The sequence below is a fragment of the Pseudomonas sp. MD330_10 genome (genome assembly GCF_042610415.1).
Lineage (GTDB): Bacteria > Pseudomonadota > Gammaproteobacteria > Pseudomonadales > Pseudomonadaceae > Aquipseudomonas > Aquipseudomonas rhodesiae.
In genome coordinates, this window is sequence record NZ_JBHGZU010000004.1 from 267,491 (window position 1) to 293,407 (window position 25,917).

Below are 25,917 nucleotides of genomic sequence, written 5' to 3' on the forward strand. Positions count from 1 at the left end.
TTAATAAAAGATACATTATTTGAGCCTAAGTCACTTCTCCTCTGCTTGTCGGATTATTCTGCAACCCTGAAAGGGCTCTAGTCCGCTATTTCTAGCGTTAACCACCCGGAAAGCGCCAGTAGATCACCCAATGCTGGCACGAAAGCTGCCTTTGTAAAATGTACATTTTATGAATATGTACGTTTTTACAAGGACTGCGCTGATGTCAGATGCCACATCAATGGCCGAGGATTTCGCCCACGGTCGCAGCGACCCGGTGCAAGCTCTGGAGCACTCGCTTGACCAGGCCCGGCGGTCTAGCTGCGTGTTTATCAGCCTCACCGCCGACCGCGCACGCCGTGAAGCCGAAGCCGCGGCTGCCCGCTGGCGTGCCGGTCAGCCATTGAGCCCGTTCGACGGCGTGCCGCTGGCCTGGAAAGACCTGTTTGACATGGCCGGCAGCGTCACCACCGCCGGTGCCGCCTACCGTCGCAATGCCCCCGCCGCCGCGCTCGATGCGCCCGTTGTCGGCCTGTTGTGCCGCGCCGGCATGGTCAGCGTGGGCAAGACCAACCTCAGTGAGCTGGCGTATTCCGGCCTGGGACTGAACCCGCATTTCGGCACGCCGCGTAATCCCCATGCCAGCGATCAGCCGCGTATCCCCGGTGGTTCGTCGTCCGGTTCGGCGGTGGCCGTCGCCGCTGGAATCGTGCCGATCGCCATGGGCACCGACACCGCCGGCTCGATCCGCATCCCCTCGGCCTTCAATGGCCTGGTGGGGTATCGCAGCAGCAGTCGGCGCTATAACCGCGACGGTGTGTTCCCTTTGGCTCGCACCCTCGACAGTCTCGGCCCGCTGACGCGTAGCGTGCGCGATGCCCTGACCCTCGACGATATCCTTCACGGCCGCACGCACACTCATACCGCACGCAGCCTAAAGGGTCAGCGGTTTGTGCTGGAGCACAGCGTGCTGAGCCACGTTGAACCGGCCGTAGGCAATAACTTGCTGCGCGCCGTGGAGCAACTCAAGGCCGCCGGTGCGCTGATCGAAAACCGTGAAAGCCCGACTTTCAAAGGCGCACTGGAACTGATCCAGCAACATGGCTGGTTCGGCGCCTTCGAAGCCTTCGCCCTGCACCAAGCCCTGCTCGACAGCGCCGACGCCGCGCAACTCGATCCACGGGTGCGCCGCCGCCTCGAAACCGCGCGCGGGCTGCCCGCCAGCCAGTTAATCGGCCTGATCGAGGCACGCCAACGCCTGCAACTCCAACTGGTCGACGACCTCGACGGCGCGATCCTGATCACGCCCACCGTCGCCCACGTCGCCCCGGCCCTGGCGCCTCTGGAAGCCGACGACGACCTGTTCGCCACCACCAACCTCGCCACCCTGCGCCTGACCATGCCCGGCAGCTTGCTGGACATGCCCGGCGTGACCTTGCCCAGCGGCCGCGATGCCTTGGGCCTGCCCACCGGGATGCTGCTCAGCGCCCCGATGGGGGAGGACGCGCGCCTGCTGCGCGCCGCGTTGTCCGTCGAATCCGTACTTAACGTTTAAGGAGATACACCATGGCTAAAGACATCCTTTGTGCATTTGGCGTCGACGTTGATGCCGTCGCCGGCTGGCTCGGTTCCTACGGCGGCGAGGACTCGCCGGATGACATCTCTCGCGGCCTGTTCGCCGGGGAAGTCGGCGCGCCGCGCCTGCTCAAACTGTTCGAACGCTACGGCCTGCGCACCACCTGGTTTATCCCCGGCCACTCGATGGAGACTTTCCCCGAGCAGATGAAGGCTGTCGCCGATGCCGGCCACGAAATCGGCGTGCATGGCTACAGCCACGAAAACCCGATTGCGATGACCGCCGAGCAGGAAGAAATCGTCCTCGACAAGTCCATCGAACTGATCACCCAAGTCACCGGCAAACGCCCCACCGGCTACGTTGCGCCGTGGTGGGAATTCAGCAAGGTCACCAACGAGCTGCTGCTGAAAAAAGGCATCAAGTACGACCACAGCCTGATGCACAACGACTTCCACCCCTACTACGTACGCAAGGGCGACAGCTGGACCAAGATCGACTACAGCCAGCACCCCGACACCTGGATGAAACCGCTGGTGCGCGGTGAAGAAACCGACTTGGTAGAGATCCCGGCCAACTGGTACCTGGATGACCTGCCGCCGATGATGTTCATCAAGAAAGCTCCCAACAGCCACGGCTTCGTCAACCCGCGCCACCTCGAAGAAATGTGGCGCGACCAGTTCGACTGGGTCTATCGCGAACACGAACACGCGGTGTTCACCATGACCATCCACCCCGACGTATCCGGCCGCCCGCAAGTGCTGCTGATGCTCGAACGCTTGATCGAACACATCCAGAGCCACGCCGGCGTGCGTTTTGTCACGTTCGATGAAATCGCCGACGACTTTATCCGTCGCCAACCGCGTTCCTGACCCCACCCCTTGAGGCGCCACCCATGTCCATCTACAACAAGCTTGACCTGACCGGTTGGAAACCCCGGCAATTGACGTCCCAGGAAGTGCGCTTTGCCACCTGGATCGCGTTTTTCGCCTGGGTGTTTGCGGTGTACGACTTCATTCTGTTCGGCACCTTGCTGCCGGAGATCGGCCGCCACTTCGGCTGGGGTGAAGTGGAGCAAGCCGAGATCGCGACCTGGGTGGCGGTGGGCACCGCCGTGGTCGCCCTGGCCATCGGCCCTATCGTCGACAAACTGGGGCGGCGCAAAGGGATTATTTTCACCGTGGCCGGTTCGGCGCTGTGTTCGGCGCTGACCGCGATCGGCGGGGCGTGGGGCAAGTCGCCGCTGATTCTGATCCGTTCGTTGGGCGGTCTGGGTTATGCCGAAGAAACCGTCAACGCCACCTACCTCACCGAGCTGTACGGCGCGTCGGAAGACCCGCGACTGACTAAACGGCGCGGTTTCATCTACAGCCTGGTGCAGGGCGGCTGGCCGGTAGGGGCGCTGATTGCGGCGGGGTTGACCGCCTTGTTGCTGCCGATCATCGGTTGGCAGGGGTGTTTTATCTTCGCGGCGATCCCGGCCATTGTGATTGCAATCATGGCGCGCAAGCTCAAGGAGAGCCCGCAGTTCCAGATCCATCAGCGCATCAGCGAACTGCGTAAAAGTGGCGCGGTGATCGAAGCGCAGAACGTCGCCGCCACCTACGGCGTGGACTACGACGAACACAGCAAGGCCGGGCTCAAAGCCGCGTTCCGTGGCCCGGCACGCCGCGCCACCCTGGTGATCGGCGCCGCGCTGTTGCTCAACTGGGCGGCGATCCAGGTGTTCAGTGTGCTGGGCACCTCGGTGATCGTCAGCGTGCACCACATCTCGTTCGAGAACTCGCTGATCATCCTGGTGCTGTCGAACCTGGTGGGTTACTGCGGCTACCTCAGCCATGGCTGGATGGGCGACAAGATCGGCCGCCGCAATGTGATCGGCCTGGGCTGGATGCTCGGCGGTCTGTCGTTCGCCGGCATGCTGTTCGGCCCGAGCAATATGGCCATGGTGGTGGGCTTGTACAGCCTGGGCCTGTTCTTCCTGATCGGGCCGTACTCGGCGGCGCTGTTCTTTATCAGTGAAAGTTTCCCCACCAGCATTCGCGCCACCGGCGGCGCGATTATCCATGCCATGGGGCCTATCGGTGCGGTGGTCGCAGGCTTTGGTGCCACTCAAGTGTTGTCCGCCGGCAGCGACTGGCAGACCGCGGCGCTGTGGTTCGGTGCGTTGCCGTGCTTCCTGTCCGGTGCGCTGATGTTTGCCGCCCGCCATGTCCGCCCGGAAACCGTGCAGTAAGGAGTATTCGATGAATCGTAAAGTTGCCTTGATTACCGGTGCCGCCAGCGGCATCGGCCAAGCCCTGGCCGTGGCCTATGCGCGCAATGGCGTGACGGTAGTGGGCGGGTATTTTCCGGCTGATCCCCATGATCCGCAGATCACTGTGAGCCTGGTGCAAGAAGCCGGTGGCGTCTGCCTGATGTTGCCGCTGGACGTGGGCGACACCGCCTCGGTGGACGCCTTGGCCGCGCAGGCTGTGCAGCATTTCGGTCGGCTCGACTATGCGGTGGCCAACGCCGGCCTGCTGCGTCGCGCACCGTTACTGGACATGACCGATGCGCTGTGGGACGAGATGCTAAATGTCGACCTGACGGGCGTCATGCGCACCTTTCGCGCTGCCAGTCGGCATATGAACGAGGGCGGCGCGTTAGTGGCGATTTCGTCGATTGCCGGCGGCGTGTACGGCTGGCAGGACCACAGCCACTACGCTGCCGCCAAGGCTGGTGTGCCGGGGTTGTGCCGTTCGCTGGCGGTGGAACTGGCGCCTCTGGGCATTCGCTGCAATGCGGTGATCCCGGGCCTGATCGAGACGCCGCAGTCCCTGGACGCCAAAAACTCCCTCGGCCCCGAAGGCCTGGCCAAAGCCGCCCGCGCTATTCCGCTGGGCCGGGTAGGGCGCGCCGATGAAGTGGCGTCGCTGGTGCAGTTCTTGACCAGTGATGCGTCCAGCTACCTCACCGGCCAGAGCATCGTCATCGACGGCGGCCTGACCGTACGCTGGCCTGACTGATGGGGGGGCTTGCCCTCGATGGTGGTGGGTCAGGCACAGCTGCCCTGGCTGAACCGCCGCAATCGGGGGCAAGCCCCCTCCCACATTGGAATGCCACTGGCCTGACGGATGTACTTGCTCCCACATTGGAATGCCACTGGCCTGACGGATGTACTCGCTCCCACTATGGAATGCCACTGGCTCGACGGATGTACTCGCTTCAACTGTGGCAGGGGGCTTGCCCCCGATGGGGGTGTGCCAGACGCAGCTGTCCTGGCTGAACCACTGCAATCGGGGGCAGGCCCCTCTCACATTGGAATTGTGTTTGTTTCTGGAGAATGTATATGCCCCAACTCACTGATCGTCGCGCTGTGATCACCGGTGCCGGCAGCGGCATTGGTGCCGCCATCGCCCGCGCTTATGCGGTTGAAGGCGCGCGTCTGTTATTGGCCGACCGCAACCCCGCCAGCCTCGCCGAAACCGCGATCACCTGCCGCAATTTGGGCGCCGAGGTGGTCGAGTGTGTGGCCGATGTCGGCACGCTAGAAGGCGCTCAGGCCGGGGTCGACCGGTGTGTCGAGCACTTCGGCGGTATCGATATTCTGGTCAACAACGCCGGCATGCTGACCCAGGCGCGTTGTGTCGATCTGACCCTCGAAATGTGGAACGACATGCTGCGCGTCGACCTCACCAGCGTGTTCGTCGCCAGTCAGCGCGCCCTGCCGCACATGCTGGCGCAGCGCTGGGGGCGGATCATCAATGTGGCCTCGCAACTGGGCATCAAGGGCGGCGCCGAGCTGACTCACTACGCCGCCGCCAAGGCCGGGGTGATCGGCTTCACCAAGTCCCTGGCCCTGGAAGTGGCCAAGGACAACGTACTGGTCAACGCCATCGCCCCGGGGCCGATCGAAACGCCGTTAGTGGGCGGGATCAGCGAGGCTTGGAAACGCGCCAAAGCCGCCGAGCTGCCCCTGGGCCGCTTCGGCCTGGCCGATGAAGTGGCGCCCACCGCCGTGCTGCTCGCCAGCGAGCCGGGCGGCAATCTGTTTGTCGGCCAGACGCTTGGCCCGAACGCCGGCGACGTCATGCCATGAGCGGGGTATAGCGATGTGTGGACTCTGCGGACTGCTGGGCGAAGACCTGCATTGGAGCGACCCCTTGGGCGATGAGTTGCCCCGGCGCCGGGAACGGCTGCGCCGCATCGCCGCGATCAATCAGGTGCTGGCGGTGTTCCGGCTCAAGGTCGAAGATTTCCAGGGCGCCTCTTATTTACTGATCGGCGCCACCGGCAAACAGGCCCTGGCCAGCGGCCTGGATCAACTCTGGCAAGCGGCCGAAAGCATGCTCGGCCGTGCGTTGGACCCCCTCGATGCGACGCTGTTGGATCACTTGGAGTCCGCCCCATGAGCATGGCCCTGAACGTCATCACCGGCTTCCTCGGCAGCGGCAAAACCACCTTGCTCAAGCGCCTGTTGCACGGTGAAAGCCTGGGTGACACCGCGTTACTGATTAACGAATTCGGCGATGTGGGCATCGACCATCTGCTGGTGGAAGAAGTGGCCCCGGACACTGTGTTGCTGCCCAGCGGCTGTGTGTGTTGTTCGATTCGCGGCGAGTTGAAAGACGCCCTGCTGGCTCTGTTGCAGCGCCGCGAACGCGGTGAAATCCCGGCGTTCAAGCGCGTAATCCTGGAAACCACCGGCCTGGCCGACCCGGCGCCGATCCTCGCCACACTCAACAACGACGTGCAACTGCGCGGGCGTTTCCATATTGGCCTGGTGATCACCTTGGTGGACGCCAGCCACGCCGCCCTGCAAGAACGCCTGCACCCGGAATGGCTAGCCCAAGTGGCCGCCGCCGACCGCCTGCTGCTGAGCAAGACCGACCTGGCCGGTGATTGCGCCCCGCTGCGTGCGCATTTGCAGGCGCTCAACGCCGGTACGCCGATCCTCGACACCCACGCCATTCACAGCGGCGACCAATTGCTGCTCGGCGAAGGCCTGCGCAGCGCCGAGCCCGCCGATGAAGTGCAACGCTGGCAACTGCATCGATCCACCACCGCCTCCCATGGCGCGGCGCAGGTGTGCTGCCTGACCTTCGAGCAGCCGCTGGACTGGGTAGGGTTCGGGGTGTGGTTGTCGATGCTGCTAAGATGCCACGGCGAACGAATCCTCAGGGTCAAGGGACTGCTCAACGTGAACGCCAGTAACGCCCCCATCGTCATTCATGGCGTGCAGCATTGCCTGCACGCGCCGGTGCATCTGCCTGCGTGGCCGGGCAGCGACCGGCAATCGCGCTTGGTATTTATCCTGCGCGGCCTCGACCCTGCGCTGTTGCGTCGTTCTTTCGAGGTGTTTTCCCGGCGGTTGGCCCGATGATCACACTGCGCGTCCTCGGCACCTCGGTGACTTTGCTCGAATGTTTGCGCGTGCGGGCCGAGCAGGAACTTGGCATGCGCCTGGTCTATCAGGTGCACGATGTCGAGCAGGCCCAGCGTATTGCGGTGATGCAGCCCGACAGTTACGACCTTTACGATCAATGGTTTCACAACGTCGACTTCGTCTGGCCGGCGCGGGCGATCCAGCCTATCGACACGCGCCGCATCGCGCTGTGGCACGAGATCAACGACTTGCCCAAGCGCGGGCGCCTGAGCCCCAACGACCGCCTGGGCAGTGGCAGCGTGCCCAGCGAGCGGCTGTTCGTGCAGCACGACGGCAGCCTCGGCAGCACCGTGACCGAACGTATCAGCATGCTGCCCCTGACCCACAACGCCGACAGTTTTGCCTACCGCCCCGAGCGTCTGCCCGCAGGCTTTTGCCGGGGCAACGAAAGTTGGGGCTGGCTGCTGGACCCGGCGTGGCGCGCGCGCACCGCACTGCAAAGCGACGCCGCCATTGGCGCATTGGATGCCGCGCTGGCGGTGCAGGGCGCTGGGCTCGCCAGTTTCCGCGACATCGGCAATATGAGCATCGAGGACATCGACGTGCTCGCCGACATCCTGGTGCGCAAGCAGAAGGAGGGGCACTTCGCGGCGTTCTGGTCAGACGACGAAGAAGCCGCGCAACTGATGCTCAGCCCCAGTATCGATATCCAGAGCCTGTGGTCTCCAACCTTGATGCGCCTGCATCGCGCCGGTGTGAAGTACCGCCTGGCGGTGCCCCGCGAAGGCTATCGCGCCTGGTTCGGCGGTTTGTCGTTATCGCGCCATGCCCAGGGCGCGGTGCTGGATGCCGCCTACGCGTACCTCAACTGGTGGCTGTCCGGCTGGCCCGGTGCGGTGATGGCGCGTCAGGGTTATTACATCGGCAACCCGGCCCGCACGCGCGACCATTTGAGCGCCGCCGAGTGGGATTACTGGTACGCCGGCAAGCCCGCCCGTGAAGAACTGCCGGGCAGCGATGGCCTGCCGCTGATCGACCGGGGCGAGGTGCGCGACGGCGGCTCCTATGAACAGCGCATGGGCCATATCGCGGTGTGGAACGCGGTGATGGACGAGCACAACTACCTGGTGCGCCGCTGGGGCGATTTCATGCGCGCGCGAGGGCCGGCCTGACCCGAAAAGCCAAGCCTTTGTCGCCAATAAGCTGACGCTGAAGTCCCCGGTTTTATTGGGTGGACAAGCGCCTGCGCCGAGCTAATCTGCTCAACACAAATACCTGCAATGGACGGGTATTTTTTGACGCCAGGTCAGCTGTCGCAGGGAATGCACATGACAAATGGACGTAGTGGCAGAAACAGACGAACGCTGCCAGAGGGCACGCCGATGACGTGGCGCCATACGTTCCAGACCCGCATTGCCGGCGTATTGGCGTTGCTGCTGTTGGTGGTGGTCGCCGCGACCTACTTTGCGGTGCAGGCCGCCACCAGCCGCGCCGTGGAGAACCAGGCCCGCGCCCAACTGAAAACCGGCAGTCAGGTGTTCGAACGCCTCTTGGACCTGCGGGGTCGGCGCCTGCAATACGGCCTCGACTGGCTGACCGCCGACGGCCCATTCGTAAGCGCGGTGGCCGAGGGCAACTCGGCGTCGATCCTGGATGTGCTGGAGCGTCACGGCAGCGGCATCCGTTCCAGCGAAGTGCTGGTGCTGGGCCTGGACGGCACGGTGATGGTCAGCACCTTGCCGGGGTTTACGCGGGGCCAGGTCTTCCCTTATGCCGAGGCACTGCGTCGGGCCCGGCGCAGTGGCTTGCAGATGTTGATCGTGGCCATGGACCAGCGCCCCTACTTGCTGGTGCAGGACGAAGTCGTCGACACAACGCCCATCGCTCGTGTGGTCATGGGCTTTCCCATGGACACGTTGTTCGCCAATGAACTGCGCTCCATGAGCAACTTGGAGGTGTCGTTCCTCAGCATGCGCAACGGGCATGTCGGCCAATTATTCAGCACCCAGCCCGACGCTTATCAGGCCACGGTGATCAACCTGTTGCGTGGGGCCCGTCCGGACCCCGAGGCGCATATCCATCGGTTCTACGGCGAGCGTGTGCTCAGCCAGGTGCTGACGCTGGCCAATACCGGTGAGGGCGATGACGTGCGGGTGTTGCTGCAAAGCCCGCTGGATCATGCTCTGGAATCCTTTGCGCCGCTGGACCGGCAGTTCCTCGGCATTGCTCTGGCGGTGTTGGTGGTGTCGTTGGCTGGCGCGTTGTTTCTGGCGCGACGCGTGTCGCGGCCGCTCAATGCCTTGGTGGACGCCGCCGGGCGGATCGGCGCCGGTGACTACCGCACCCCGGTGCGGGTGCGTGGCCACGATGAGTTCGGCCTGCTGGCCCGCGCCTTCAACGCCATGCAAAGCGGCATCGCCATGCGTGAACGGCAACTGGCCCATAACGCTTTGCACGACCCCCTTACCGGGCTGCCCAATCGCGCCCTGGCCATGGAGCGCTTGGGCAGTGCGATCAGTGCGCGGCGGCCGGTGGCGCTGCTGTACCTGGGCATCGAAAACTACCGCGCAATCAACGAAGGCTTCGGCCCGGAGGGGGTTGAAGACATGCTGCGCGAAGCCAGCCGTTGCCTGTCCATGAGCCTGTTGGCCAGCGACACCGCGGCGCGGGTGTCCGGCAGCGAATTTCTGCTGTTGCTGGAAAATATCGGCATCGACCGCGCCGTGGCCCGCGCCGACCGTCTCTATGCACTGCTCACCGAGCCTCAACACATTGGCAACGACGAGCTGCGCCACGAAGTGAGCATCGGCATTGCGGTCTACCCCAATGACGGCCAGCACGTCGAAGAACTGATCAGCCGCGCTGCCATCGCCCGCCACGATGCGGCGATGCTGCCGGGCTATCTGCAGATCTACCAGCAGGACCGCGACCTCGCCCATCAGCGCCAGATCACCCTGATTCGCGACTTGCGCCGTGCCGCCGCCGAAGGTGCGCTGCACCTGTGTTACCAGCCCAAGCTTGACCTCAAGCACGGCCAGGTACGCCAAGCCGAAGCCCTGCTGCGCTGGCAGCACCCCAGTCTGGGGTTGGTGTCGCCGGCCGAGTTCATTCCCCTGGCCGAGCGCACCGGCAGCATGGCCAGCCTGACCCACTGGGTGATCGAAGAAGCCATCCGCCAGATCGCCGAATGGGCGCGGCGCGGCCTGTTGATCCAGTTGTCGGTGAATATCTCGGTGGACGACCTGGCCGACGACGACCTGGCGATCCGCGTGACGACTTTGCTTGCCCAGCACGGTGTGCAAGCCGAGCAATTGCTGTTCGAAATCACCGAGAGCGCCATCATGCACAACCCCCGCCAGGCCCTTAGCGTGTTGGAGCAACTGCGCGGCTGCGGTATCAGCCTGTCGGTGGATGACTTTGGCACCGGTTATTCCTCCCTCGCCCAACTGCAACGCCTGCCGGTGCAGGAGCTGAAGATCGACCAGTCCTTCGTGCGCAACCTCGACAACGAGGGCGGCGACGGCGTGATCGTGCGTTCGACCATCGAGATGAGCCATAACCTAGGGCTCAAAGTGGTGGCCGAAGGGGTGGAGGTCGAACCCAGCTTGAAGCTGCTCAAACAGTGGAACTGCGACACCGCCCAGGGCTACCTGATCAGCCGGCCGCTCAACGCCATGGCTTTTGAGATGTGGATGCGGCGCGAACGCGCGGCGGTCTAGACACCTTGCAGGTGACTACAGCTTTTTTAGGTATGGTCGATAACTTCTACGGAGCCTGACCGTTTGCACAGTTTTTTACCGACCAACGGTTTAGCGTCCTCCTGTGTTCAATAGTGGCATTTTGCCTTGATTGCGGCATCATGGCCGTAACTGTTCTTTTCCGCCAAGGCTGGCCGCTTTCTACCGGATCTCCCATGGCCCGATGTGTAAACCTGTTATCTCGCATGATGCTCTTGCTGGCGGCGGCAGCGCCCGTCTCGGCGGCCACCCTTGAGGTGTTGGTGCAGCAGGCCGATGGCAGCCCGGTCAGCGATGCGGTCGTGACTTTGCAAGGCCCGGCCGCTGTGGTGGCCGTCGCGCCCAAGGCGGAGATGGACCAACGTGGCCAGCGCTTCGCCCCCCATGTGCTGGCGGTGCATACCGGCACCCAGGTGCGCTTCCCCAATAGCGACAATATTCGCCATCAGGTGTATTCATTTTCGGCCGCCAAGCGTTTCGAACTGCGCCTGTACGAAGGCACGCCGACCGCACCGCTGCTGTTCGACAAACCGGGCGTGGTGGTGCTGGGCTGCAATATCCATGACTGGATGCTCGGCTATATCTACGTCACCGACGATCCTCACTTCGGCGTCAGCGATGCCCAAGGCCGCGTGCGCCTGGAACCATTGGCGCCGGGGGATTACCACGCCACCCTGTGGCACCCGCAACTGGCGGATATGCAGCCGCTGGACGGCGGCACCTTGCATATTCCCGCCGCCGGCCTGAGCCACCGCGTGCAGCTCACTCTGCAACCCGCCTCGGCAGACCTGCCACCGGCGCCGACCGCCTTCGGTGACGCCTTCAATCGAGCTGCCCGTGAAACTGCGCAGTAGTTACCAGGCGCGGGTCGCCACGGTCCTGATCCTGCTGTCGCTGGTGGTGATCGGCGCGCTGTATTTCAGCGTCAAGATGGCCACCCGCCAGGCTGTCCATGGCCAGGCGTTGGCCCAGTTGCAGGTGGGCACGCGGGTGTTCGAGCGTTTGCTGGATGTGCGCGGCCGGCGCCTGGCCGATGGCGTGCAACTGCTGGCGGCCGACTTTGGCTTTCGCGATGCCGTGGCCAGTGGCGATTCGGCGACGATGCGCTCGGTGCTGCTCAACCACGGCAAACGCATCAATGCCAGCGACATGATCCTGCTGGGCATGGACGGCAAGGTTCTGGCCAGCACCGTCGACGAAGTCGCCGAGGGTTCGAGCTTTCGTTACGACCAGGCATTGCGCGAAATGCGCCGCCAGCGCCAGGCCGCGTTGTTGATCGTGCCGCTGCAAGGCACGCCGCACCTGCTGGTGGAAGCGCCGGTGCTGGCGCCGTTGCCGATTGCGCGGGTGGTGATGGGCTTCAGCATGGACACGGCGTTCGCCGATGAACTGCGTTCGTTGAGCAATCTGGAAGTGTCGTTCCTGGCCATCGACCGCCAGCAGCCCGGGACGCTGGTCAGCACCCAACCCCAGGTGCTGCGCGACAGTATCGTCAGCCTGATGCTGGGGGCGTCCACCCATGAGGGCGTGTCCACCACCGAGCATCTGGAACACCGTTTTCTCAGCCAATCGCTGGTGTTGGCCAGCAACGCCGACAGCCAGGTGCTGGCCTTGCTGCAAAGCCCGCTGGATTCGGCGATGCAAGCCTTTGTGCTGTTGGATGAAAAGATTCTGGCCATCGCACTGGTTGCGTTGGCGGCGTCGCTGGTCGGCGCATTGCTGCTGGCGCGGGGCGTGTCGCGTCCGGTGCAAGCCTTGGCCCAGGCCGCCGAACGCATTGGCCATGGCGACTACCAGACCCCGGTCATCCTGACCCGCAGCGACGAACTGGGTCGCTTGGCCGTGGCGCTCAACGCGATGCAAAGCGGCATCGCCGAGCGTGAACAGCAACTGGCCCACAACGCGCTGCATGATCGCCTCACCGGTTTGCCCAACCGTGCGTTGGCCATGGAGCGCCTGGGCAGCGCGATTGCCACCCAGCGGCCGATGGCGCTGATTTACTTGGGCATCGACAACCTGCGCGCCGCCAGCGAAACCGCCGGGCCGGACGCCGTGGATGAGTTGTTGCTCAATGTCAGCCGCCGCCTGCAGGCCGTGCTGCGCCCACGGGACACCCTGGCGCATCTGATCGCCGACGAGTTCCTGCTGCTGCTTGACGGCGCCGGTCGTGACGAGGCGGTGGGCCTGGCCGACAAGCTGCAGCAATTGCTATTGCGCCCCCAGCGTATCGCCGGCCACGACCTGGCGCTCGACTGCCGCTTGGGCATCGCGGTGTACCCGGACGATGGCGAGTCTGCGCAAAGCCTGCTGGAACGCGCAGCGATTGCCATGAAGGACGCCGCGCAAATGCCCGGTCGCTTGCAGGTGTACGAGCCGGGCCGCGACCTTGCTCATCGTCGCCAGATCACCCTGATCCGCGACCTGCGCCACGCTCCCGGCCAAGGCCAGTTGCTGCTGCATTACCAGCCCAAGCTGGATATTCGTCTGGGCCATGTGCGTCAGGCTGAAGCCCTGTTGCGCTGGCAGCATCCGCAGTTCGGCATGGTTTCGCCGGCGGAATTCATCCCCCTGGCTGAGCGTTCGGGCAGCATCCAGTTGCTGACCCAGTGGGTGATTGAAGAGGGCATCCGCCAGTTGTGCGAATGGAACCGCCGAGGCCTGTACCTGCAACTGTCGCTGAACATCTCGGCCGACGATTTGCTTGGCGATGAGCTGGCCCACCGCGTTTCGGCGCTGTTGCGGCGCTACGGGCTGCCGGCCGAACAACTGGTGTTCGAGATCACCGAAAGCGCGGTGATGCGCGAACCGGAAAAGGCCTTGAAAGTGCTGCACCTGCTGCGCGAGTGCGGCATCAGCCTGTCGGTGGATGACTTTGGCACCGGGTACTCGTCGTTGGCCCACCTCAAGCGCCTGCCTGTGCAAGAGTTGAAGATCGACCAGTCGTTTGTGCGCAACCTGGACGAAACCAGCGAAGACGCAGTGATCGTGCGTTCCACCATCGAGATGAGCCATAACCTGGGGCTCAAGGTGGTCGCCGAGGGGGTCGAGTACGCCCACAGCCTGCGCCTGCTGGAGCGCTGGCAATGCGATACGGCACAGGGTTACCTGATCAGTCGGCCCTTGAGCGCCGACGCTTTCGAAGCCTGGGTGGCCTTGCCTCTCAGTGCGCAAACTTCGCAGGTGCATTGAGGGCTATGACGTGCGTCTTTCTCTACTGATCGGTTGCATGGCCAGCCTGAGCCTGCCCGCCGCCTTGGCCGATAACGGTCGCCTGCTCGCCACCGGCGGCGCCAGCAGCCTGGAAGGCGCGGCGGGCGGCGGCATCACCCCGTGGGCGGTGCTCACCGGTTACGGCGAGCAACACGAATGGGGCGCCACGGCGTTTGCCACCACGGTCGACCTGCCGGACTACCGGCTCGATGTCGCCGGGTTGGCGCTGGCCTACGACAACCGCGTGGAAGTCTCTTTCGCTCGGCAACGTTTTGACCTGGGCACCTTGGTACACAAGCTGAACCTGCCCGACGACCACCTCGGCCAGGATGTGCTGGGGGTCAAAGTGCGGCTGTTCGGCGATGTGATCTACGACCGCTTGCCCCAGGTTTCGCTGGGCCTGCAATACAAGCATCAGAACACGTTCGATATTCCGCGCCTGGTCGGCGCCAAGCGTGACAGCGATGTGGAAGGCTACCTGGCCGCCAGCCGCCTGTTCATGGGCGCGGCCTTTGGCTACAACGTGCTGGTCAACGGCGGCCTGCGCTACAGCCGCGCCAATGAAACCGGCCTGCTCGGTTTTGGCGGCGACCGCCGCGACCGCCGTAGCCTGCTCAAGGAAGGCTCGGTGGCGCTGCTGTTCAACCCGCGCTGGGCGCTGGGCGTGGAGTACCGCGAGAAACCCGACAACCTGGCGTTCGCCGGAGAAAGCGACTGGGCGGACGTGTTCCTCGCATACTTCCCCAGCAAGCATGTGTCGTTTGTGCTGGCGTATGCACGGCTGGGGGAAATCGCCACGTTGGATAACCAGAACGGCACTTACCTGTCCGTCCAGGGGAGTTTCTGATGCGCGTATTGCCCGTGCTATTGCTGGCGCTGCTGAGCGCCTGCGCCCAGCAGCCGCCCAAGGACGACAGTCTCTACCGCGACCTCGGCGCCATGCCCGGCATCACCCGCATCGTCGAAGGCATGCTGCTCAACATCGCCCGCGACGAACGCATCGTCGAGCGCTTCCGGCGTATCGACATCCAGCGCCTGCGCAACAAACTGATCGAACAGTTCTGCGTCGAAGCCGGCGGGCCATGCACCTACACCGGCGACAGCATGGCCGAGAGCCACAAAGGCCAGAACGTCAGCCGCAGTGATTTCAACGCATTGGTGGAGGATCTGATCAAAGCGATGGACAGCGAAGGCATCCCAGTGCCCACACAAAACCGCCTGCTCGCCCGCCTGGCACCCATGCGCGGCGAAGTGATCGAGCACTGATCCCAGCGCCAACCCCATTCCAATGTGGGAGGGGGCTTGCCCCGATGGCCGTCTGTGTTTTCACGAATTGAGTGCTTGGCATTCTGGGGGCGTCCATGTATGAGCAGGGCTTTTGTGGTGAGCGGGCTTGCCCCGCGCTGGGCTGCGAAGCGGCCCCAAAACCGGCAACGCGGTGTACCTGAATCAACGCGGCGTGTGTATGAGGGGCCGCTTCGCAGCCCAGCGCGGGGCAAGCCCGCTCACCACAAAAATCGCATTTTCTCAGGTTATGTTTTCACCGAGGATGTGTGGATATCGAGGTTGGACCATTCAAGGGGATGGGGTGGAGGCTTACCACCATTTCCAACGGCCCTGTTTTTTCAGGGTCGCGATGATGGCTTCGCGCTTGTGGCGGATTTCGACCATTTTGTGGCGCAGTTCGCGGCAGCGGTTGCTGTTGAGGATCAAAAGGCCGATCAGGGGGCTGAGCAGGCAGAGGGAGTAAAGGTAGGCGTTGGGGCGGTAGGCGATACTGGGAAGTGCTACCAGCAGACAGGCGAGGTATATCGCGACGTTTACCCAGACCCAGTGGATGCGACCGTATAGCACTTCGTATTTGGCGAGGGCAAACAGCGCACCTAAACCCATACCGCTTAGAAGAGATGTTCTTACGGAAAATTCTATAGAGGATTGAGAAAGATAGGTCAGCATCGCCAGGATTGCGGTCAACCCAATCGACAAACACCCGACAAGCGCATCGACTCCGATTACCGGCATGTACCGTTTGAGCAATCCCCAGGGATTTTCAATGAAGGCTGCTGGATAAGAGCCGCTCGTTTCCCTCCTGTGATCGTTCATTGATTGAATTCCTCATACACGCCCAGTGCCAATGTCCTGACGTTTCCAGACATAGCACTACTGGTAAAGCTCAGCGAGGCGGCTGTGGCCTCCATTATGTGGACGGCGGTCGCTTGTTTCATGTGTAGGGCACTGACGCGTTTGGGCGCATTGCCGTTAGCTTTTTCCAGCTTGAGCTGTTTGTGCGACAGCCTCGGGTCTCGGATTTTGAGCAACTCATCGTTCAGCTTTTTCCGCTCTTGCCGCGTAAGGCCTTTGATTACTTGACGAGTACTCTTTCCGGTCACTTTCGTGATTGTTGTGACGACGTTCACTGTCACCAATGCTGATGTGGCCATTCCCAGCAAAGCAATGCCGTCCAGCACTGCTGTCGCGGCCTGATACCAGGCGTCGTTATCCAGATAATCATTAAATTCGGGAAAGGCTGCTTCTGATCCTGTGCGTATAACGCCAGCGATACATTGGGCTGTACTTGCAACTGCTGCGGCGTTACCTACAAACGAAATGACTGAGCTGGCACCCGCCGTAAAAGGCATTAGCGCAACTCCACTTGTAACGACCACCCAACTTAGCAGTACTCCTGCACACGTCGCTGCGGTATTCAGCGCCTCAATCATCAAGCGCGATTCCCGCGGTTCATGCTCCAGCATTCGCTTGAACTCCACCGGCCCCACATACCGGGGCGCCTCCCGCAATACCACTTTGATCGGCTGCACAGTGCAAATCGCCTGGAACTCGCGCAGCGTTACCACGTTGAAGTCCGCATCGATGTACACCACCCCTGCGCCAATCAGCACAGGGTCGGCATCGATGACGTGGAACAATCGACGCAGGTCGATGCTGCTTTCAATGCGTTGGCGGGTGGTGCGGTGGGCCGAGGGGAATCCATCCTTGAACAAGGCGGTCGTCATTCCTTAACTCCTGGGTTTTTGGGGAGTCGAGAGGGTAAAGATGCAGCGGCGCAAATTAATGTCGGACGTTTCGCCTTTTCAAGACAGGTGCTTCTCGATCCCGCATTGCCATCTTGTGAGCGCCGCCCTGGTTCGAGAACAGTGCGCCCCACGTCACTTGCGACGCACAACACGACAAGGAGCCAATATGGCAGTCGATATGTTTTTGAAACTGGGCGATATCAAGGGTGAATCACGGGACCAGGCCCATCGCGATGAGATTGATATCTCCGAATGGGCGTGGGGGTTGTCGCAGACCGGCTCGATGCACTCAGGCACCGGAGGGGGCGCGGGCAAGGTCAATATTGCCAACCTGAACCTGAAAAAGCCGCTGGATAAATCCAGCCCCAACCTGATGATGGCCTGTGCCAGCGGCAAGCATTATCCCGAAGCACGATTGGTGGTGCGCAAAGCGGGCGGTTCCAGCCCAGTGGAGTATCTGGTGATCACCCTGAAGGAAGTGATGGTGGTGTCTTACGGCACCGGTGCCAATAGTCAGGACGATGTGCTCTTCGACAGCATCGCCTTGAATTTCGCCACCGTCGACGTCAGCTACCAACCGCAGAAAGCCGATGGCGCCAAGGAGGGTGGGCCGGTGAAGTTCGGCTGGAATATCCGGCAGAACGTGAAGGCCTGAAGCCGCTCTCATATCGGCGAAATACGGCAGTATCAACGCAAATCTCAAAGACTGGCTCATAACGCTATGGTGAGCAGGCTTGCCCTGCGCTGGGCTGCGAAGCAGCCCCAAACCAAGACACCACGGTGCGCCAGACAAGACCACATCGCCTGGAAAGGGGCCGCTTCGCAGCCCAGCGCGGGGCAAGCCCGCTCACCACAGCAAGGCCGCTCACCACAGCCGGTCTGCTCACCACAAGAACCGCATGTTTTCGAAGGCTTGTAGATAGCTGTGCCCCTATGGCGGCGGGGCAGTGAGAGCTTTTTATTGGCTGACCAGCAGCCGTATTGAACCCATAAAAAAGGCGGCTACCCGTAAGGGAAGCCGCCTTTTGTCTTGCCGCCGGTAACGCTTATTCCGGCAGTTTGAACGCCATCACATAGTCACCCTGCTTGGTGCCCAGGGAGCCGTGACCGCCGGCCATGACCAGCACGTATTGCTTGCCGTCCTTGCCGGTGTAGGTCATCGGGGTGGTCTGGGCGCCAGCTGGCAGGCGGCCTTCCCACAGTTGCTTGCCGTTTTTCACGTCATAGGCGCGCAGGTATTGGTCGAGGGTGCCGCTGAGGAACGCCACACCACCGGCCGTGGTGAAGGTGCCGCCCAGGCTCGGTACGCCCATGGTCAGTGGCACTGGAACCGGCGAGCTGTCACGCACGGTGCCGTTTTTGTGCATCCAGATGGTCTTGTGGGTGGTCAGGTCGACCGCCGCCACATAACCCCACGCCGGCGCCTGGCAGGGCAAGCCCATCGGCGACAGCAAGGCTTCAAGGATCACACCGTACGGTGCGCCTTTGTTCGGCTGCACGCCTTCGGTTTCGCTGACACGCGGGCCTTGCTTGGCGATGTCGGCGGCCGGGATCAGTTTGGATTTGAACGCCATGTAGCTCGGGTTCACGAAGGCGATCTGACGTACTGGGTCGACGGAAATGCCACCCCAGTCGAACACACCAAAGTTGCCTGGGTACACGATCGAACCCTGCAACGACGGCGGGGTGAACGGACCGTCATAGCGCATGGATTTGAAATCGATACGGCACAGCATTTGGTCGAACGGCGTCACACCCCACATGTCACGCTCTTTGAGCGGTGGTGGCATGAAGTTCAGTTCGGACTTCGGCTGAGTAGGGGAGGTACGGTCGCCCGCGACTGCGCCCTGAGGCACGGCCACTTCGTGGATCGGCACCACCGGCTGGCCGGTTGTACGGTCCAGCACGTAGATGCTGCCCTGTTTGGTCGACGCCATCACCGCCTGCTTCACGCCGGCTTCGGTCTTGATGTCGATCAGCGAAGGCTGGCCGCCAACGTCCATGTCCCACAGGTCATGGTGGGTGAACTGGAAGGTCCACTTCACATGGCCGGTGTCGATGTCCAGGGCGGTCAGGCCCGCAGCGTACTTCTCGGATTCATCGGTACGGTCGCCGCCGTACTGGTCGGGCATCTGGTTGCCCATCGGCAGGTAGAGCATGCCGAGTTTTTCATCCACGGCGAACATGGACCACATGTTCGGCGAGTTACGGGTGTAGGTCTTGCCCTCGGCCAACGGGGTGGTGTCGTCCGGGTTGCCGCTGTCCCAGTTCCACACCAGCTTGCCGGTGTGCACGTCGAACGCACGGATCACACCGCTTGGCTCGTCGACGGAAACGTTGTCGGTCACATGACCACCGATCACCACCAGGTTTTTGGTCACGGCCGGTGGCGAGGTGGAGTAGTAACCGCCTGGGGCGAAGCTACCGATATTGGCGCGCAGGTCGACTTGGCCTTTATCGCCGAAGTCTTCGCACATCTTGCCGGTGTCGGCGTTCAGGGCGATCAGGCGGGTGTCGGCGGTCGGCACGAAGATGCGTTTCGGGCAGGCATTCGGCGCGGCGGCCGGGCTGGCGCTGCCGGTTGGGCTCTGCTCGGAGGCGTAGACGGCGTCGTCGTGATACGACACGCCACGGCACGTCATGTGCGCCCAGCCCTTGAAGTTCTCGGCACCCTGGCTGCTGATCTTCGGATCGAAGCGCCAGATTTCCTTGCCGGTGTCTGGGTCCAGAGCGATGACCTGGCTGTGCGGCGTGCACACGTAGAGCATGCCGTTGACTTTCAGCGGGGTGTTTTCCGCCGTGGTCTCGCCCGGATCGTTAGGGCCAGGGATGTCGCCGGTGCGATAGGTCCACGCCGGCACCAGTTTGTGCGCGTTCTCCGGGGTGATCTGCGCCAGCGGCGAATAGCGATCACCAAAGGCCGAACGGCCGTAGGAATTCCAGTCGCCATCGGCCTGGGCCGGCGCAACGCTGGCCATGCCCGGTACAGCGTCACGGTCCAGCTCGCCGGTCTTGACCATTTCACCGGGGTTGGTGAATTGGCTGGCGAGAGCGGTAGCACCGGCCAGCACCACGGCCACGCTCAGCGCGCCGGTGCCCAGTGGCGCGGGTTGACCACGCAGCAACGGGCGACGAACCCACGGCAGCAACATGACGATGCCCAGGGCGAACAGCAGCGCCAGACGCGGCACCAGTTGCCACCAATCCAGGCCGACTTCCCACAGTGCCCACACGGTGCTGGCGAACAGCACCAGTGCGTACAGGCCCAGTGCCGCGCGGCGGGTAGCCAGCAGCAGAATGCCGGTGAGGGTGATACCGATACCGGCCAGCAGGTAGTACAGCGACCCGCCGAGCGTGGTCAGCTTGATACCGCCGGCCAGCAGGGCCAGGCCCATGATCAGCAGCAAGACGCCGAGCAGCCTGGGCAGCAGGCGGCTTGGGCTCGAAGCACCATCAGTGCTCATAGTGTGTTTCTCCGTGACGTTGGAATAATTGTGTAACCCCGTGCTTCACTCACTGTAGATGACGATTCGGCGCGGGCTTGGTTCAGCGTTATTTCGGTTTTTGTGGGGGATAGCGGGGGTTATCCACCGGCGGGCGATTGAATACCAAGCGCAGGTCGAGATAAGACAGCGCTGTCTTGGGTGTGGGAGATATTCGGCAAGGTGGGATCGACCGCAGGCGTGAAACGTTTCAGTTTGTTGCGGCAAGGATAAAGAGATGACGCGCCGAGAGAAAGCGCAAATCGCAAGATGCATCATTTCCGATTTGGTAACAGTGACAGAACGTCGCTGCATGCACTACGGTTTCAGCCTTGAATTGAGTGGTGAACGAACTTCCTCGCGCGGGGCAAGCCCGCTCACCACAACGTTGTGGGTCAGCCTGTGAGATCTATGTAGATGCCGATGGCCATCGGGGGCAAGCCCCTCCCACATCGTGCAACGCGGGTATCTATATTTCGTTGCTGAAAAGAAGCGATTCTTTTGTGGTGAGCGAGCTTGCCTCGCGCGGGGAAAGCCCGCTCACCACACCGTTGTGGGTCAGCCTGTGAGATCTATGTAAATGCCGATGGCCATCGGGGGCAAGCCCCCTCCCACAGCGCGGGTATCTATATTTTCTTTGCTGATAAAGAAGCGGCTCTTTTGTGGTGAGCGGGCTTGCCCCGCGCGGGGCCGGCGCCTTCACCACAAGAACCTCGGCTTTTTAAAAGGTCGTACGAATGCCCAGCTGCACGCTGCGTCCCGGTGCCGGGGCGATGTCGCGCAGGATCGAGCTGGCGTAGCGCACGGTCTGGTTGGTGAGGTTTTCACCGTTCACAAAGGCCAGCCATTGGCTGCCGCCGACGTTGAAGCGGTAGCCGGCACTGGCGCCCAGGGTGGTGTAGCCGTCGGTGCCGCTTTCGTTATCCGGTACGCGGCCCTGGCCGGCGGCATGCTCCACGTCGATGCGCGCCTGCCAGCGGTCCAGTTCCCACAGCAGGCCGCTGTTCAAGCGCAATGGCGCAATGCGCGGCAAGGCTTCGCCGGTATCCAGGTTGGTGGCGCGGGTGTAATCGCCTGAAAGTTCCAGCGCAAATTTCCCGTAGGCGCCTTCTCCAAGTTTCCAGTGGTCCTGGGCTTCGAAGCCGGCGAATCGCGCACGCACACCGGAATATTCGTACTCAGGGATGCCGGCCGGGTCTTCTTCACCTTCGTCGTTCAGCGTACGACCGGTGCCCAACAAACCGATGTAATTGGAGAAGTGGCTGTAGAACACACCGAAGCTGCCCTTGTGGGTGCCATTGTCGAAACGCAGTGCCAGGTCGCTGGATACGGCTTTTTCTTTGTTCAGATTGGCGTCGCCCAACTCGAATGTGCCGGTAGCGACGTGGGAGCCGTTGGCGTACAGCTCATAAAAGGTCGGTGCCCGCTCGGTGTAACCCAGGGTTGCGGCCAGGGACCAGATCGGCGTCAGCGTATACACCGCGCCCGACGACAGGCTGCCGGCGGTAAAGTTATTGCTTTGGTCAGCCGCGGCGAAACGCGCGTTGCCCTTGGCGTCCGGGTCGACTTGGGTGTGCTCCAGGCGCCCGCCAAGGCTGAGCTTGAGGCGTTCGGTGGCTTGCAGTTCTTCGAGGATAAACAGTGCGGCGGCGGTGGTGTCGGTCTGCGGCACGAAGGCTTCTTCACCCAGGGCCGAGAACTCGTTGCGCGTCACCTGGGCACCGACCACGCCGTCCAGGGGGCCGATCGGCTGATGTCGCGCTTCCACCCGTGCTTCGTAACCTTTGTTCTTGAACACTGTGCCGGTTTCGCCGCCTTCGATTTCGCGGTGTTCGTAATCGGTGTACCCCGCGTCGAGTTTCACCGAGGTAAACGGCCCCTGGAGGTTGCGGATCTCCGACGCGAATGCGTAGTGATCCTGCTGCATGCGAATACGCACGTCCTGTTCAGCGGGCGAGCCGTAGTTACTGTCGTAGTTGCTGTAGGACAGCCCGGCGTAACCGTCGTCCCAGGTGTAGGAGCCGCCCACCGCGCCGCCGTCCTGACGCCCGTCGCTGTTACCCAGGCGCCCGTTTTTGCCGGGGCCGTCGTCGCTGTCCGGAGCGTGGCGGCTGCGTGCGCTACCGGGGATTTTCAGGTCATTGAACGACCGCGCGCTGGCGTCCAGATGCAGCGCGAACGTGCCATTGCCAGCCTCCAGTCTGCCGGCGCTGCTGCGGGTGGTGTCCGCGCCGCCGTAGCGCAGCTCGCCGGCACCGTGGATGCCTTCGATAGCTTCGGTGGGGATGCGGTTATCGAAGGTATTGACCACGCCACCGATGGCGCTGCCGCCGTACAACAGCGCGGCGGGGCCCCGCACGATCTCGATGCGCTCCACATTGACTGGGTCCAGCGGCACCGCATGGTCGTAAGACAGCGACGACGCATCCAGCGCGCCCACGCCATTGCGCAGCAGGCGAATGCGGTCGCCGTCCTGGCCGCGAATAATCGGTCGGCTGGCGCCCGGGCCGAAGTAGGACGAGGACACCCCCGGCTGTTTGTTCAGGGTTTCACCGAGGCTGCCTTTTTGCTGCAAGGTCAGTTCATCGCCCTCCAGCACGGTGGTGGGCGAGGCCAGTTGTTCACTGCCCAGCGGATTGCCGGTGACCACTTGGGTCGGCAGTTCCAGAGCATGGGTTTCGGTGCAGATCAACAGAGCGGCGGCCAGTGGAGTCAAGCGCCAGAGGGAGGGGAGGGACATCGGACATTCCTTGGAAAAACGGCGAAAAGACTTGAAAGTTATAGTTACAATATAACATCTCTTTTTCGCTGGGAACGGGAACTTTTTTACCTGGTCTGACGGGATGATAAGGTGTGCACCTTTCCGACCCCCTTTTTTCATAGGCCTGGCATGACCGCGACAAGCAATGACCCGCTCCACGGCGTCACCCTGCAACACATCCTTACTACGCTGGTGGAACATTACGAATGGCAAGGCCTGGCCGAGCGCATTGATATCCGCTGCTTCAAGAGCGACCCGAGTATCAAGTCGAGCCTGACCTTCCTGCGCAAAACCCCGTGGGCGCGGGAAAAAGTCGAAGGGTTGTACGTGAAGCTGATGCGCACCAAACGACCGTTGGATTGATCCCATGAAGCGGTATGTGACAGCAGCGGCACTGGCCGGTTGGGTGGGCCTGGCGATTCAGCAGTACCTGATTTTCTATTCGCGCTGGGAGGCCGGCGCCAGCCTGATGGGCGGGCTGATCAACTTTTTCAGTTTCTTCACTGTGTTGACCAACACCCTGGCGGCGGTGGTGCTCAGTTATGCCCTGGTCAAACGCCCTTCGGCGGCGCAGCGGTTTTTTCTCGCGCCGGCGGTGAGCAGCGGCATCGCGGTGAGCATTGTGGTGGTGGGCGTGGCTTACAACCTGTTGCTGCGACATTTGTGGCAGCCCGAAGGTTTTCAATTCATTGCCGATGAATTGCTGCACGACGTTATGCCCGTGCTGTTTGCGCTGTATTGGTGGCGTTGCGTGCCCAAGGGGCAGTTGCGTTTAACCCATATCGGCCTGTGGGTGATTTACCCGCTGGTGTACTTCGGCTACGCGCTGTTGCGGGGGGATTTGCTCGGGCAGTATCAGTACCCGTTCATCGATGTGAGCACGCTGGGTTATCCACAGGTGTTCGTGAATGCCGGCGGCATTCTGGCGGGGTTTGTGCTGATTGCGTTGTTGGTGGTGGGGATGGACAAGTCTTTGCGAGCGCCATCGCGCTGATGCGGGCATGTCAGCCGCTTCATCGTTGGCTGACATGCTGCTATCAGGATTAGGTCTTCATCCTGCTGGAGCGATGAGTTATGCCTCTTCGCTGCCGTCAGCGCGCCAGTAGCCGACGGCCTTGAGGTACTCCTCGTTTACCCGATGCGTATCGAGCAACACCCGGCGCACCCGCCGCGCCAATTGGGTCTCGGTCGCCACAAAACAGTACAGCGAGCCCTCGGGCAATGTCAGGTTTTGCACGGTTTCCAGCAGGTCATCCTGGCCGCGCAGCACCCAGATCACCTCGACATCGGCGTCGCTGTGCAGCGTCTGGCGTTCCGCCGCATCGGCGATTTCGATCACAGCCAATACCTTGCGCCCGGCGGGCAGTTCTTCCAGGCGTCGGCCGATGGCCGGCAGCGCGGTTTCGTCGCCGATCAACAGGTAGCTGTCGAACATGTCCGGCACGATCATCGAACCCCGTGGCCCGCCGATGTGCAGGTGCTGGCCGGGCGTAGCCTGTGCGGCCCAAGTGGAGGCGGGGCCATCGCCGTGCAGCACGAAGTCGATGTCCAGCTCGCCACGTTTCGCGTCATAGCGGCGCGGGGTGTAGTCGCGCATGGCCGGTTGCGGGCCGTCGCCCTTGATGTTGAACGTCGGGCTGTCCAGCGCGGCCTGTTCGGCCGCGTTGCGTGGGAACAGCAGCTTGATGTGGTCGTCGCTGCCCAGGCTGATAAAGCCCGCCAGTTCCGGCCCGCCCAAGGTGATGCGGCGCATGCGTGGGGTGATGTCGACCACGCGCAGCACGTCGAGGCGGCGGCGCTTGATCTCGTGGGTGACGCGGTGGATACCTGGCTTATTCATTGAGCTTTCCCGTCAGCGATGGCTTGGGCGGTGCCGTTGAGCAGCGCGGCGACCCGTACGATTTCTTCCGGGCTCCAGCGCCCGTGGTGCGAATGCAAGGCATGGCGCAGGTTATGCACCGCCTCGTGGATTTCCGGCGGGCGGTCGTGGCCGCGCAACGAGCGTTTGCTGACGTCCATGCGCAAACGAATGCCATCGAGGGCAACCGCCTGTTCTCTTAAGAAGAGACGACCGGCGTCGGTGATGGTGTAGCGTTTTTTTCCACCTTCGCTGTCGCCGGCGATCAACTCGCTCTCTTCCAGGAACGTCAGCGTGGGGTAGATCACCCCAGGGCTGGGGGTGTAGGCGCCGTCGAACAAGGTTTCGATGCGGCGGATCAAATCGTAGCCATGGCACGGCTGTTCGGCGATCAGCGCCGGCAGCAGCAATTTCAAATCTCCCGGCGCAAACACCCGTGGGCCGCGCCCGCCGCGTTCGCGGCCGGGGCGTTTGTCGAAGCCGTCGCGGCTGTCACCGTGGTCTCGGTGGTGATGAGGGTCTCTCATGGTCATGCTCTCCTGTCTCATTTAGATACAACGTAAGATATATCTTATGAGTCATGCAAAAACCTCTGACGAACGGTATCGGCGCGCGCAAGCCCTTGCGAGCGGGGCTGCACTGGGTCTGCAACGGCGGCTGATCGGCTGTTTTACTCAGCAAATAAGTAGCGTTTTCAAGTGTCAGGTACTAACTTGTTAGTTGGAGTTATTACTCTAAAGCGGGTAATAATCAGGCCCTGTACGGCATGTAGTATTCGTCTTACAGTCGAGTTGTTAATACAAGTAGTACGCTGCATTAAGTGATGTAATAAGCGGCTTACAGTTAATATCCATCATATTGAATATCAAGGTTTTCTTCTGTCTTGTCGTGTCGTGATTAACTACTGCTTTAAA

At 62.3% G+C, this 25,917-nt stretch carries 22 protein-coding genes; 16 read left to right on the top strand and 6 right to left on the bottom strand.

The window, feature by feature from the left end:
• Positions 1-202 precede the first annotated feature (202 nt).
• The 13 genes from ACFZPT_RS08735 to ACFZPT_RS08795 all read left to right on the top strand — a co-directional run bounded on the left by ACFZPT_RS08735 (position 203) and on the right by ACFZPT_RS08795 (position 15,133).
• Positions 203-1,534: an amidase gene (locus ACFZPT_RS08735; RefSeq protein ID WP_099312789.1), complete on the top strand. Its 1,332-nt coding sequence runs from the start codon at positions 203-205 to the stop codon at positions 1,532-1,534.
• Positions 1,535-1,545: 11 nt separating this feature from the next.
• Positions 1,546-2,424 carry a polysaccharide deacetylase gene (locus ACFZPT_RS08740; protein WP_034096065.1) on the top strand — a complete coding sequence of 293 codons (879 nt, stop codon included), beginning with the start codon at positions 1,546-1,548 and terminating at the stop codon, positions 2,422-2,424.
• Between the two features lie 23 nt (positions 2,425-2,447).
• A complete protein-coding gene (locus ACFZPT_RS08745; protein ID WP_184336237.1) occupies positions 2,448-3,788 on the top strand; it encodes an MFS transporter in 1,341 nt (446 codons plus the stop codon).
• A gap of 10 nt (positions 3,789-3,798) precedes the next feature.
• Positions 3,799-4,560 carry an SDR family NAD(P)-dependent oxidoreductase gene (locus ACFZPT_RS08750; RefSeq protein ID WP_034096067.1) on the top strand — a complete coding sequence of 254 codons (762 nt, stop codon included), beginning with the start codon at positions 3,799-3,801 and terminating at the stop codon, positions 4,558-4,560.
• Between the two features lie 323 nt (positions 4,561-4,883).
• Positions 4,884-5,633: an SDR family NAD(P)-dependent oxidoreductase gene (locus tag ACFZPT_RS08755; protein WP_034096068.1), complete on the top strand. Its 750-nt coding sequence runs from the start codon at positions 4,884-4,886 to the stop codon at positions 5,631-5,633.
• Between the two features lie 13 nt (positions 5,634-5,646).
• Positions 5,647-5,946 (top strand): hypothetical protein, encoded by a 300-nt coding sequence (locus ACFZPT_RS08760; RefSeq protein ID WP_034096069.1) that lies wholly within the window; start codon positions 5,647-5,649, stop codon positions 5,944-5,946.
• Positions 5,943-6,917: a GTP-binding protein gene (locus ACFZPT_RS08765; RefSeq protein ID WP_099312785.1), complete on the top strand. Its 975-nt coding sequence runs from the start codon at positions 5,943-5,945 to the stop codon at positions 6,915-6,917. The genes ACFZPT_RS08760 and ACFZPT_RS08765 overlap by 4 nt, the downstream gene beginning before the upstream one ends.
• The gene (locus ACFZPT_RS08770; RefSeq protein WP_099312783.1) at positions 6,914-8,092 is read left to right on the top strand and encodes a PotD/PotF family extracellular solute-binding protein; all 1,179 of its coding nucleotides are present in this window, start codon (positions 6,914-6,916) and stop codon (positions 8,090-8,092) included. The genes ACFZPT_RS08765 and ACFZPT_RS08770 overlap by 4 nt, the downstream gene beginning before the upstream one ends.
• A gap of 210 nt (positions 8,093-8,302) precedes the next feature.
• Positions 8,303-10,639, top strand: coding sequence for a putative bifunctional diguanylate cyclase/phosphodiesterase (locus tag ACFZPT_RS08775; RefSeq protein WP_379555113.1), 2,337 nt, complete (start codon positions 8,303-8,305; stop codon positions 10,637-10,639).
• 194 nt (positions 10,640-10,833) lie between these two features.
• Positions 10,834-11,511 (top strand): methylamine utilization protein, encoded by a 678-nt coding sequence (locus ACFZPT_RS08780; protein ID WP_034111911.1) that lies wholly within the window; start codon positions 10,834-10,836, stop codon positions 11,509-11,511.
• A complete protein-coding gene (locus tag ACFZPT_RS08785) occupies positions 11,495-13,846 on the top strand; it encodes a putative bifunctional diguanylate cyclase/phosphodiesterase (protein ID WP_379555111.1) in 2,352 nt (783 codons plus the stop codon). Before ACFZPT_RS08780 ends, ACFZPT_RS08785 begins: the two co-directional genes overlap by 17 nt.
• A 37-nt stretch (positions 13,847-13,883) precedes the next feature.
• Positions 13,884-14,714, top strand: coding sequence for a DUF3034 family protein (locus tag ACFZPT_RS08790; protein WP_034096075.1), 831 nt, complete (start codon positions 13,884-13,886; stop codon positions 14,712-14,714).
• Positions 14,714-15,133 carry a group 1 truncated hemoglobin gene (locus ACFZPT_RS08795; RefSeq protein ID WP_034096076.1) on the top strand — a complete coding sequence of 140 codons (420 nt, stop codon included), beginning with the start codon at positions 14,714-14,716 and terminating at the stop codon, positions 15,131-15,133. The genes ACFZPT_RS08790 and ACFZPT_RS08795 overlap by 1 nt, the downstream gene beginning before the upstream one ends.
• 330 nt (positions 15,134-15,463) lie before the next feature.
• On the opposite strand, the gene ACFZPT_RS08800 is transcribed toward ACFZPT_RS08795, so the two are convergent.
• Positions 15,464-15,970, bottom strand: a complete 507-nt coding sequence (locus tag ACFZPT_RS08800) for a hypothetical protein (RefSeq protein WP_034096077.1) — start codon at positions 15,968-15,970, stop codon at positions 15,464-15,466.
• Positions 15,967-16,881, bottom strand: coding sequence for a hypothetical protein (locus ACFZPT_RS08805; RefSeq protein WP_034096078.1), 915 nt, complete (start codon positions 16,879-16,881; stop codon positions 15,967-15,969). The genes ACFZPT_RS08800 and ACFZPT_RS08805 overlap by 4 nt, the downstream gene beginning before the upstream one ends.
• A gap of 187 nt (positions 16,882-17,068) precedes the next feature.
• On the opposite strand from ACFZPT_RS08805, the gene ACFZPT_RS08810 reads away from it, so the two are divergent.
• Positions 17,069-17,557, top strand: a complete 489-nt coding sequence (locus ACFZPT_RS08810; RefSeq protein ID WP_034096079.1) for a type VI secretion system tube protein Hcp — start codon at positions 17,069-17,071, stop codon at positions 17,555-17,557.
• 391 nt (positions 17,558-17,948) lie between these two features.
• Here ACFZPT_RS08810 and ACFZPT_RS08815 read toward each other — a convergent pair whose 3' ends face one another.
• Both ACFZPT_RS08815 and ACFZPT_RS08820 read right to left on the bottom strand, forming a co-directional pair.
• Positions 17,949-20,366, bottom strand: a complete 2,418-nt coding sequence (locus ACFZPT_RS08815; protein WP_034096080.1) for a glucose/quinate/shikimate family membrane-bound PQQ-dependent dehydrogenase — start codon at positions 20,364-20,366, stop codon at positions 17,949-17,951.
• Between the two features lie 739 nt (positions 20,367-21,105).
• Entirely contained in the window at positions 21,106-23,124 is a 2,019-nt protein-coding gene (locus ACFZPT_RS08820; RefSeq protein WP_099312777.1) for a TonB-dependent receptor, read from the bottom strand.
• 150 nt (positions 23,125-23,274) lie between these two features.
• Here ACFZPT_RS08820 and ACFZPT_RS08825 point away from each other — a divergent pair, with 150 nt between their 5' ends.
• Together ACFZPT_RS08825 and ACFZPT_RS08830 are read left to right on the top strand one after the other, a co-directional pair.
• A complete protein-coding gene (locus ACFZPT_RS08825; protein ID WP_034096082.1) occupies positions 23,275-23,508 on the top strand; it encodes a VF530 family DNA-binding protein in 234 nt (77 codons plus the stop codon).
• A gap of 4 nt (positions 23,509-23,512) precedes the next feature.
• On the top strand, positions 23,513-24,139 hold the full coding sequence (locus ACFZPT_RS08830) for a Pr6Pr family membrane protein (protein ID WP_099312775.1): 627 nt from the start codon (positions 23,513-23,515) through the stop codon (positions 24,137-24,139).
• 78 nt (positions 24,140-24,217) lie between these two features.
• Here the strand turns inward: ACFZPT_RS08830 and ACFZPT_RS08835 are convergent, their stop codons facing one another.
• Together ACFZPT_RS08835 and ACFZPT_RS08840 are read right to left on the bottom strand one after the other, a co-directional pair.
• Complete coding sequence (locus tag ACFZPT_RS08835; protein WP_099312773.1) at positions 24,218-24,985, bottom strand: siderophore-interacting protein; 768 nt, start codon at positions 24,983-24,985, stop codon at positions 24,218-24,220.
• A complete protein-coding gene (locus ACFZPT_RS08840) occupies positions 24,982-25,530 on the bottom strand; it encodes a PadR family transcriptional regulator (RefSeq protein WP_034111922.1) in 549 nt (182 codons plus the stop codon). The genes ACFZPT_RS08835 and ACFZPT_RS08840 overlap by 4 nt, the downstream gene beginning before the upstream one ends.
• Positions 25,531-25,917: the final 387 nt, after the last annotated feature.

What these genes read in the sequence shown, in the direction of transcription:
- ACFZPT_RS08765 (WP_099312785.1), top strand. Translation starts at nt 5,943, where the DNA reads ATGAGCATGGCCCTGAACGTCATCACCGGCTTCCTCGGCAGCGGCAAA.
- ACFZPT_RS08760 (WP_034096069.1), top strand. Translation starts at nt 5,647, where the DNA reads ATGTGTGGACTCTGCGGACTGCTGGGCGAAGACCTGCATTGGAGCGAC.
- ACFZPT_RS08800 (WP_034096077.1), bottom strand. Translation starts at nt 15,970, where the DNA reads ATGAACGATCACAGGAGGGAAACGAGCGGCTCTTATCCAGCAGCCTTC.
- ACFZPT_RS08820 (WP_099312777.1), bottom strand. Translation starts at nt 23,124, where the DNA reads ATGTCCCTCCCCTCCCTCTGGCGCTTGACTCCACTGGCCGCCGCTCTG.
- ACFZPT_RS08795 (WP_034096076.1), top strand. Translation starts at nt 14,714, where the DNA reads ATGCGCGTATTGCCCGTGCTATTGCTGGCGCTGCTGAGCGCCTGCGCC.
- ACFZPT_RS08770 (WP_099312783.1), top strand. Translation starts at nt 6,914, where the DNA reads ATGATCACACTGCGCGTCCTCGGCACCTCGGTGACTTTGCTCGAATGT.
- ACFZPT_RS08780 (WP_034111911.1), top strand. Translation starts at nt 10,834, where the DNA reads ATGGCCCGATGTGTAAACCTGTTATCTCGCATGATGCTCTTGCTGGCG.
- ACFZPT_RS08750 (WP_034096067.1), top strand. Translation starts at nt 3,799, where the DNA reads ATGAATCGTAAAGTTGCCTTGATTACCGGTGCCGCCAGCGGCATCGGC.
- ACFZPT_RS08815 (WP_034096080.1), bottom strand. Translation starts at nt 20,366, where the DNA reads ATGAGCACTGATGGTGCTTCGAGCCCAAGCCGCCTGCTGCCCAGGCTG.
- ACFZPT_RS08790 (WP_034096075.1), top strand. Translation starts at nt 13,884, where the DNA reads ATGGCCAGCCTGAGCCTGCCCGCCGCCTTGGCCGATAACGGTCGCCTG.
- ACFZPT_RS08775 (WP_379555113.1), top strand. Translation starts at nt 8,303, where the DNA reads ATGACGTGGCGCCATACGTTCCAGACCCGCATTGCCGGCGTATTGGCG.
- ACFZPT_RS08735 (WP_099312789.1), top strand. Translation starts at nt 203, where the DNA reads ATGTCAGATGCCACATCAATGGCCGAGGATTTCGCCCACGGTCGCAGC.
- ACFZPT_RS08745 (WP_184336237.1), top strand. Translation starts at nt 2,448, where the DNA reads ATGTCCATCTACAACAAGCTTGACCTGACCGGTTGGAAACCCCGGCAA.
- ACFZPT_RS08835 (WP_099312773.1), bottom strand. Translation starts at nt 24,985, where the DNA reads ATGAATAAGCCAGGTATCCACCGCGTCACCCACGAGATCAAGCGCCGC.
- ACFZPT_RS08740 (WP_034096065.1), top strand. Translation starts at nt 1,546, where the DNA reads ATGGCTAAAGACATCCTTTGTGCATTTGGCGTCGACGTTGATGCCGTC.
- ACFZPT_RS08840 (WP_034111922.1), bottom strand. Translation starts at nt 25,530, where the DNA reads ATGAGAGACCCTCATCACCACCGAGACCACGGTGACAGCCGCGACGGC.
- ACFZPT_RS08805 (WP_034096078.1), bottom strand. Translation starts at nt 16,881, where the DNA reads ATGACGACCGCCTTGTTCAAGGATGGATTCCCCTCGGCCCACCGCACC.
- ACFZPT_RS08755 (WP_034096068.1), top strand. Translation starts at nt 4,884, where the DNA reads ATGCCCCAACTCACTGATCGTCGCGCTGTGATCACCGGTGCCGGCAGC.
- ACFZPT_RS08810 (WP_034096079.1), top strand. Translation starts at nt 17,069, where the DNA reads ATGGCAGTCGATATGTTTTTGAAACTGGGCGATATCAAGGGTGAATCA.
- ACFZPT_RS08825 (WP_034096082.1), top strand. Translation starts at nt 23,275, where the DNA reads ATGACCGCGACAAGCAATGACCCGCTCCACGGCGTCACCCTGCAACAC.
- ACFZPT_RS08830 (WP_099312775.1), top strand. Translation starts at nt 23,513, where the DNA reads ATGAAGCGGTATGTGACAGCAGCGGCACTGGCCGGTTGGGTGGGCCTG.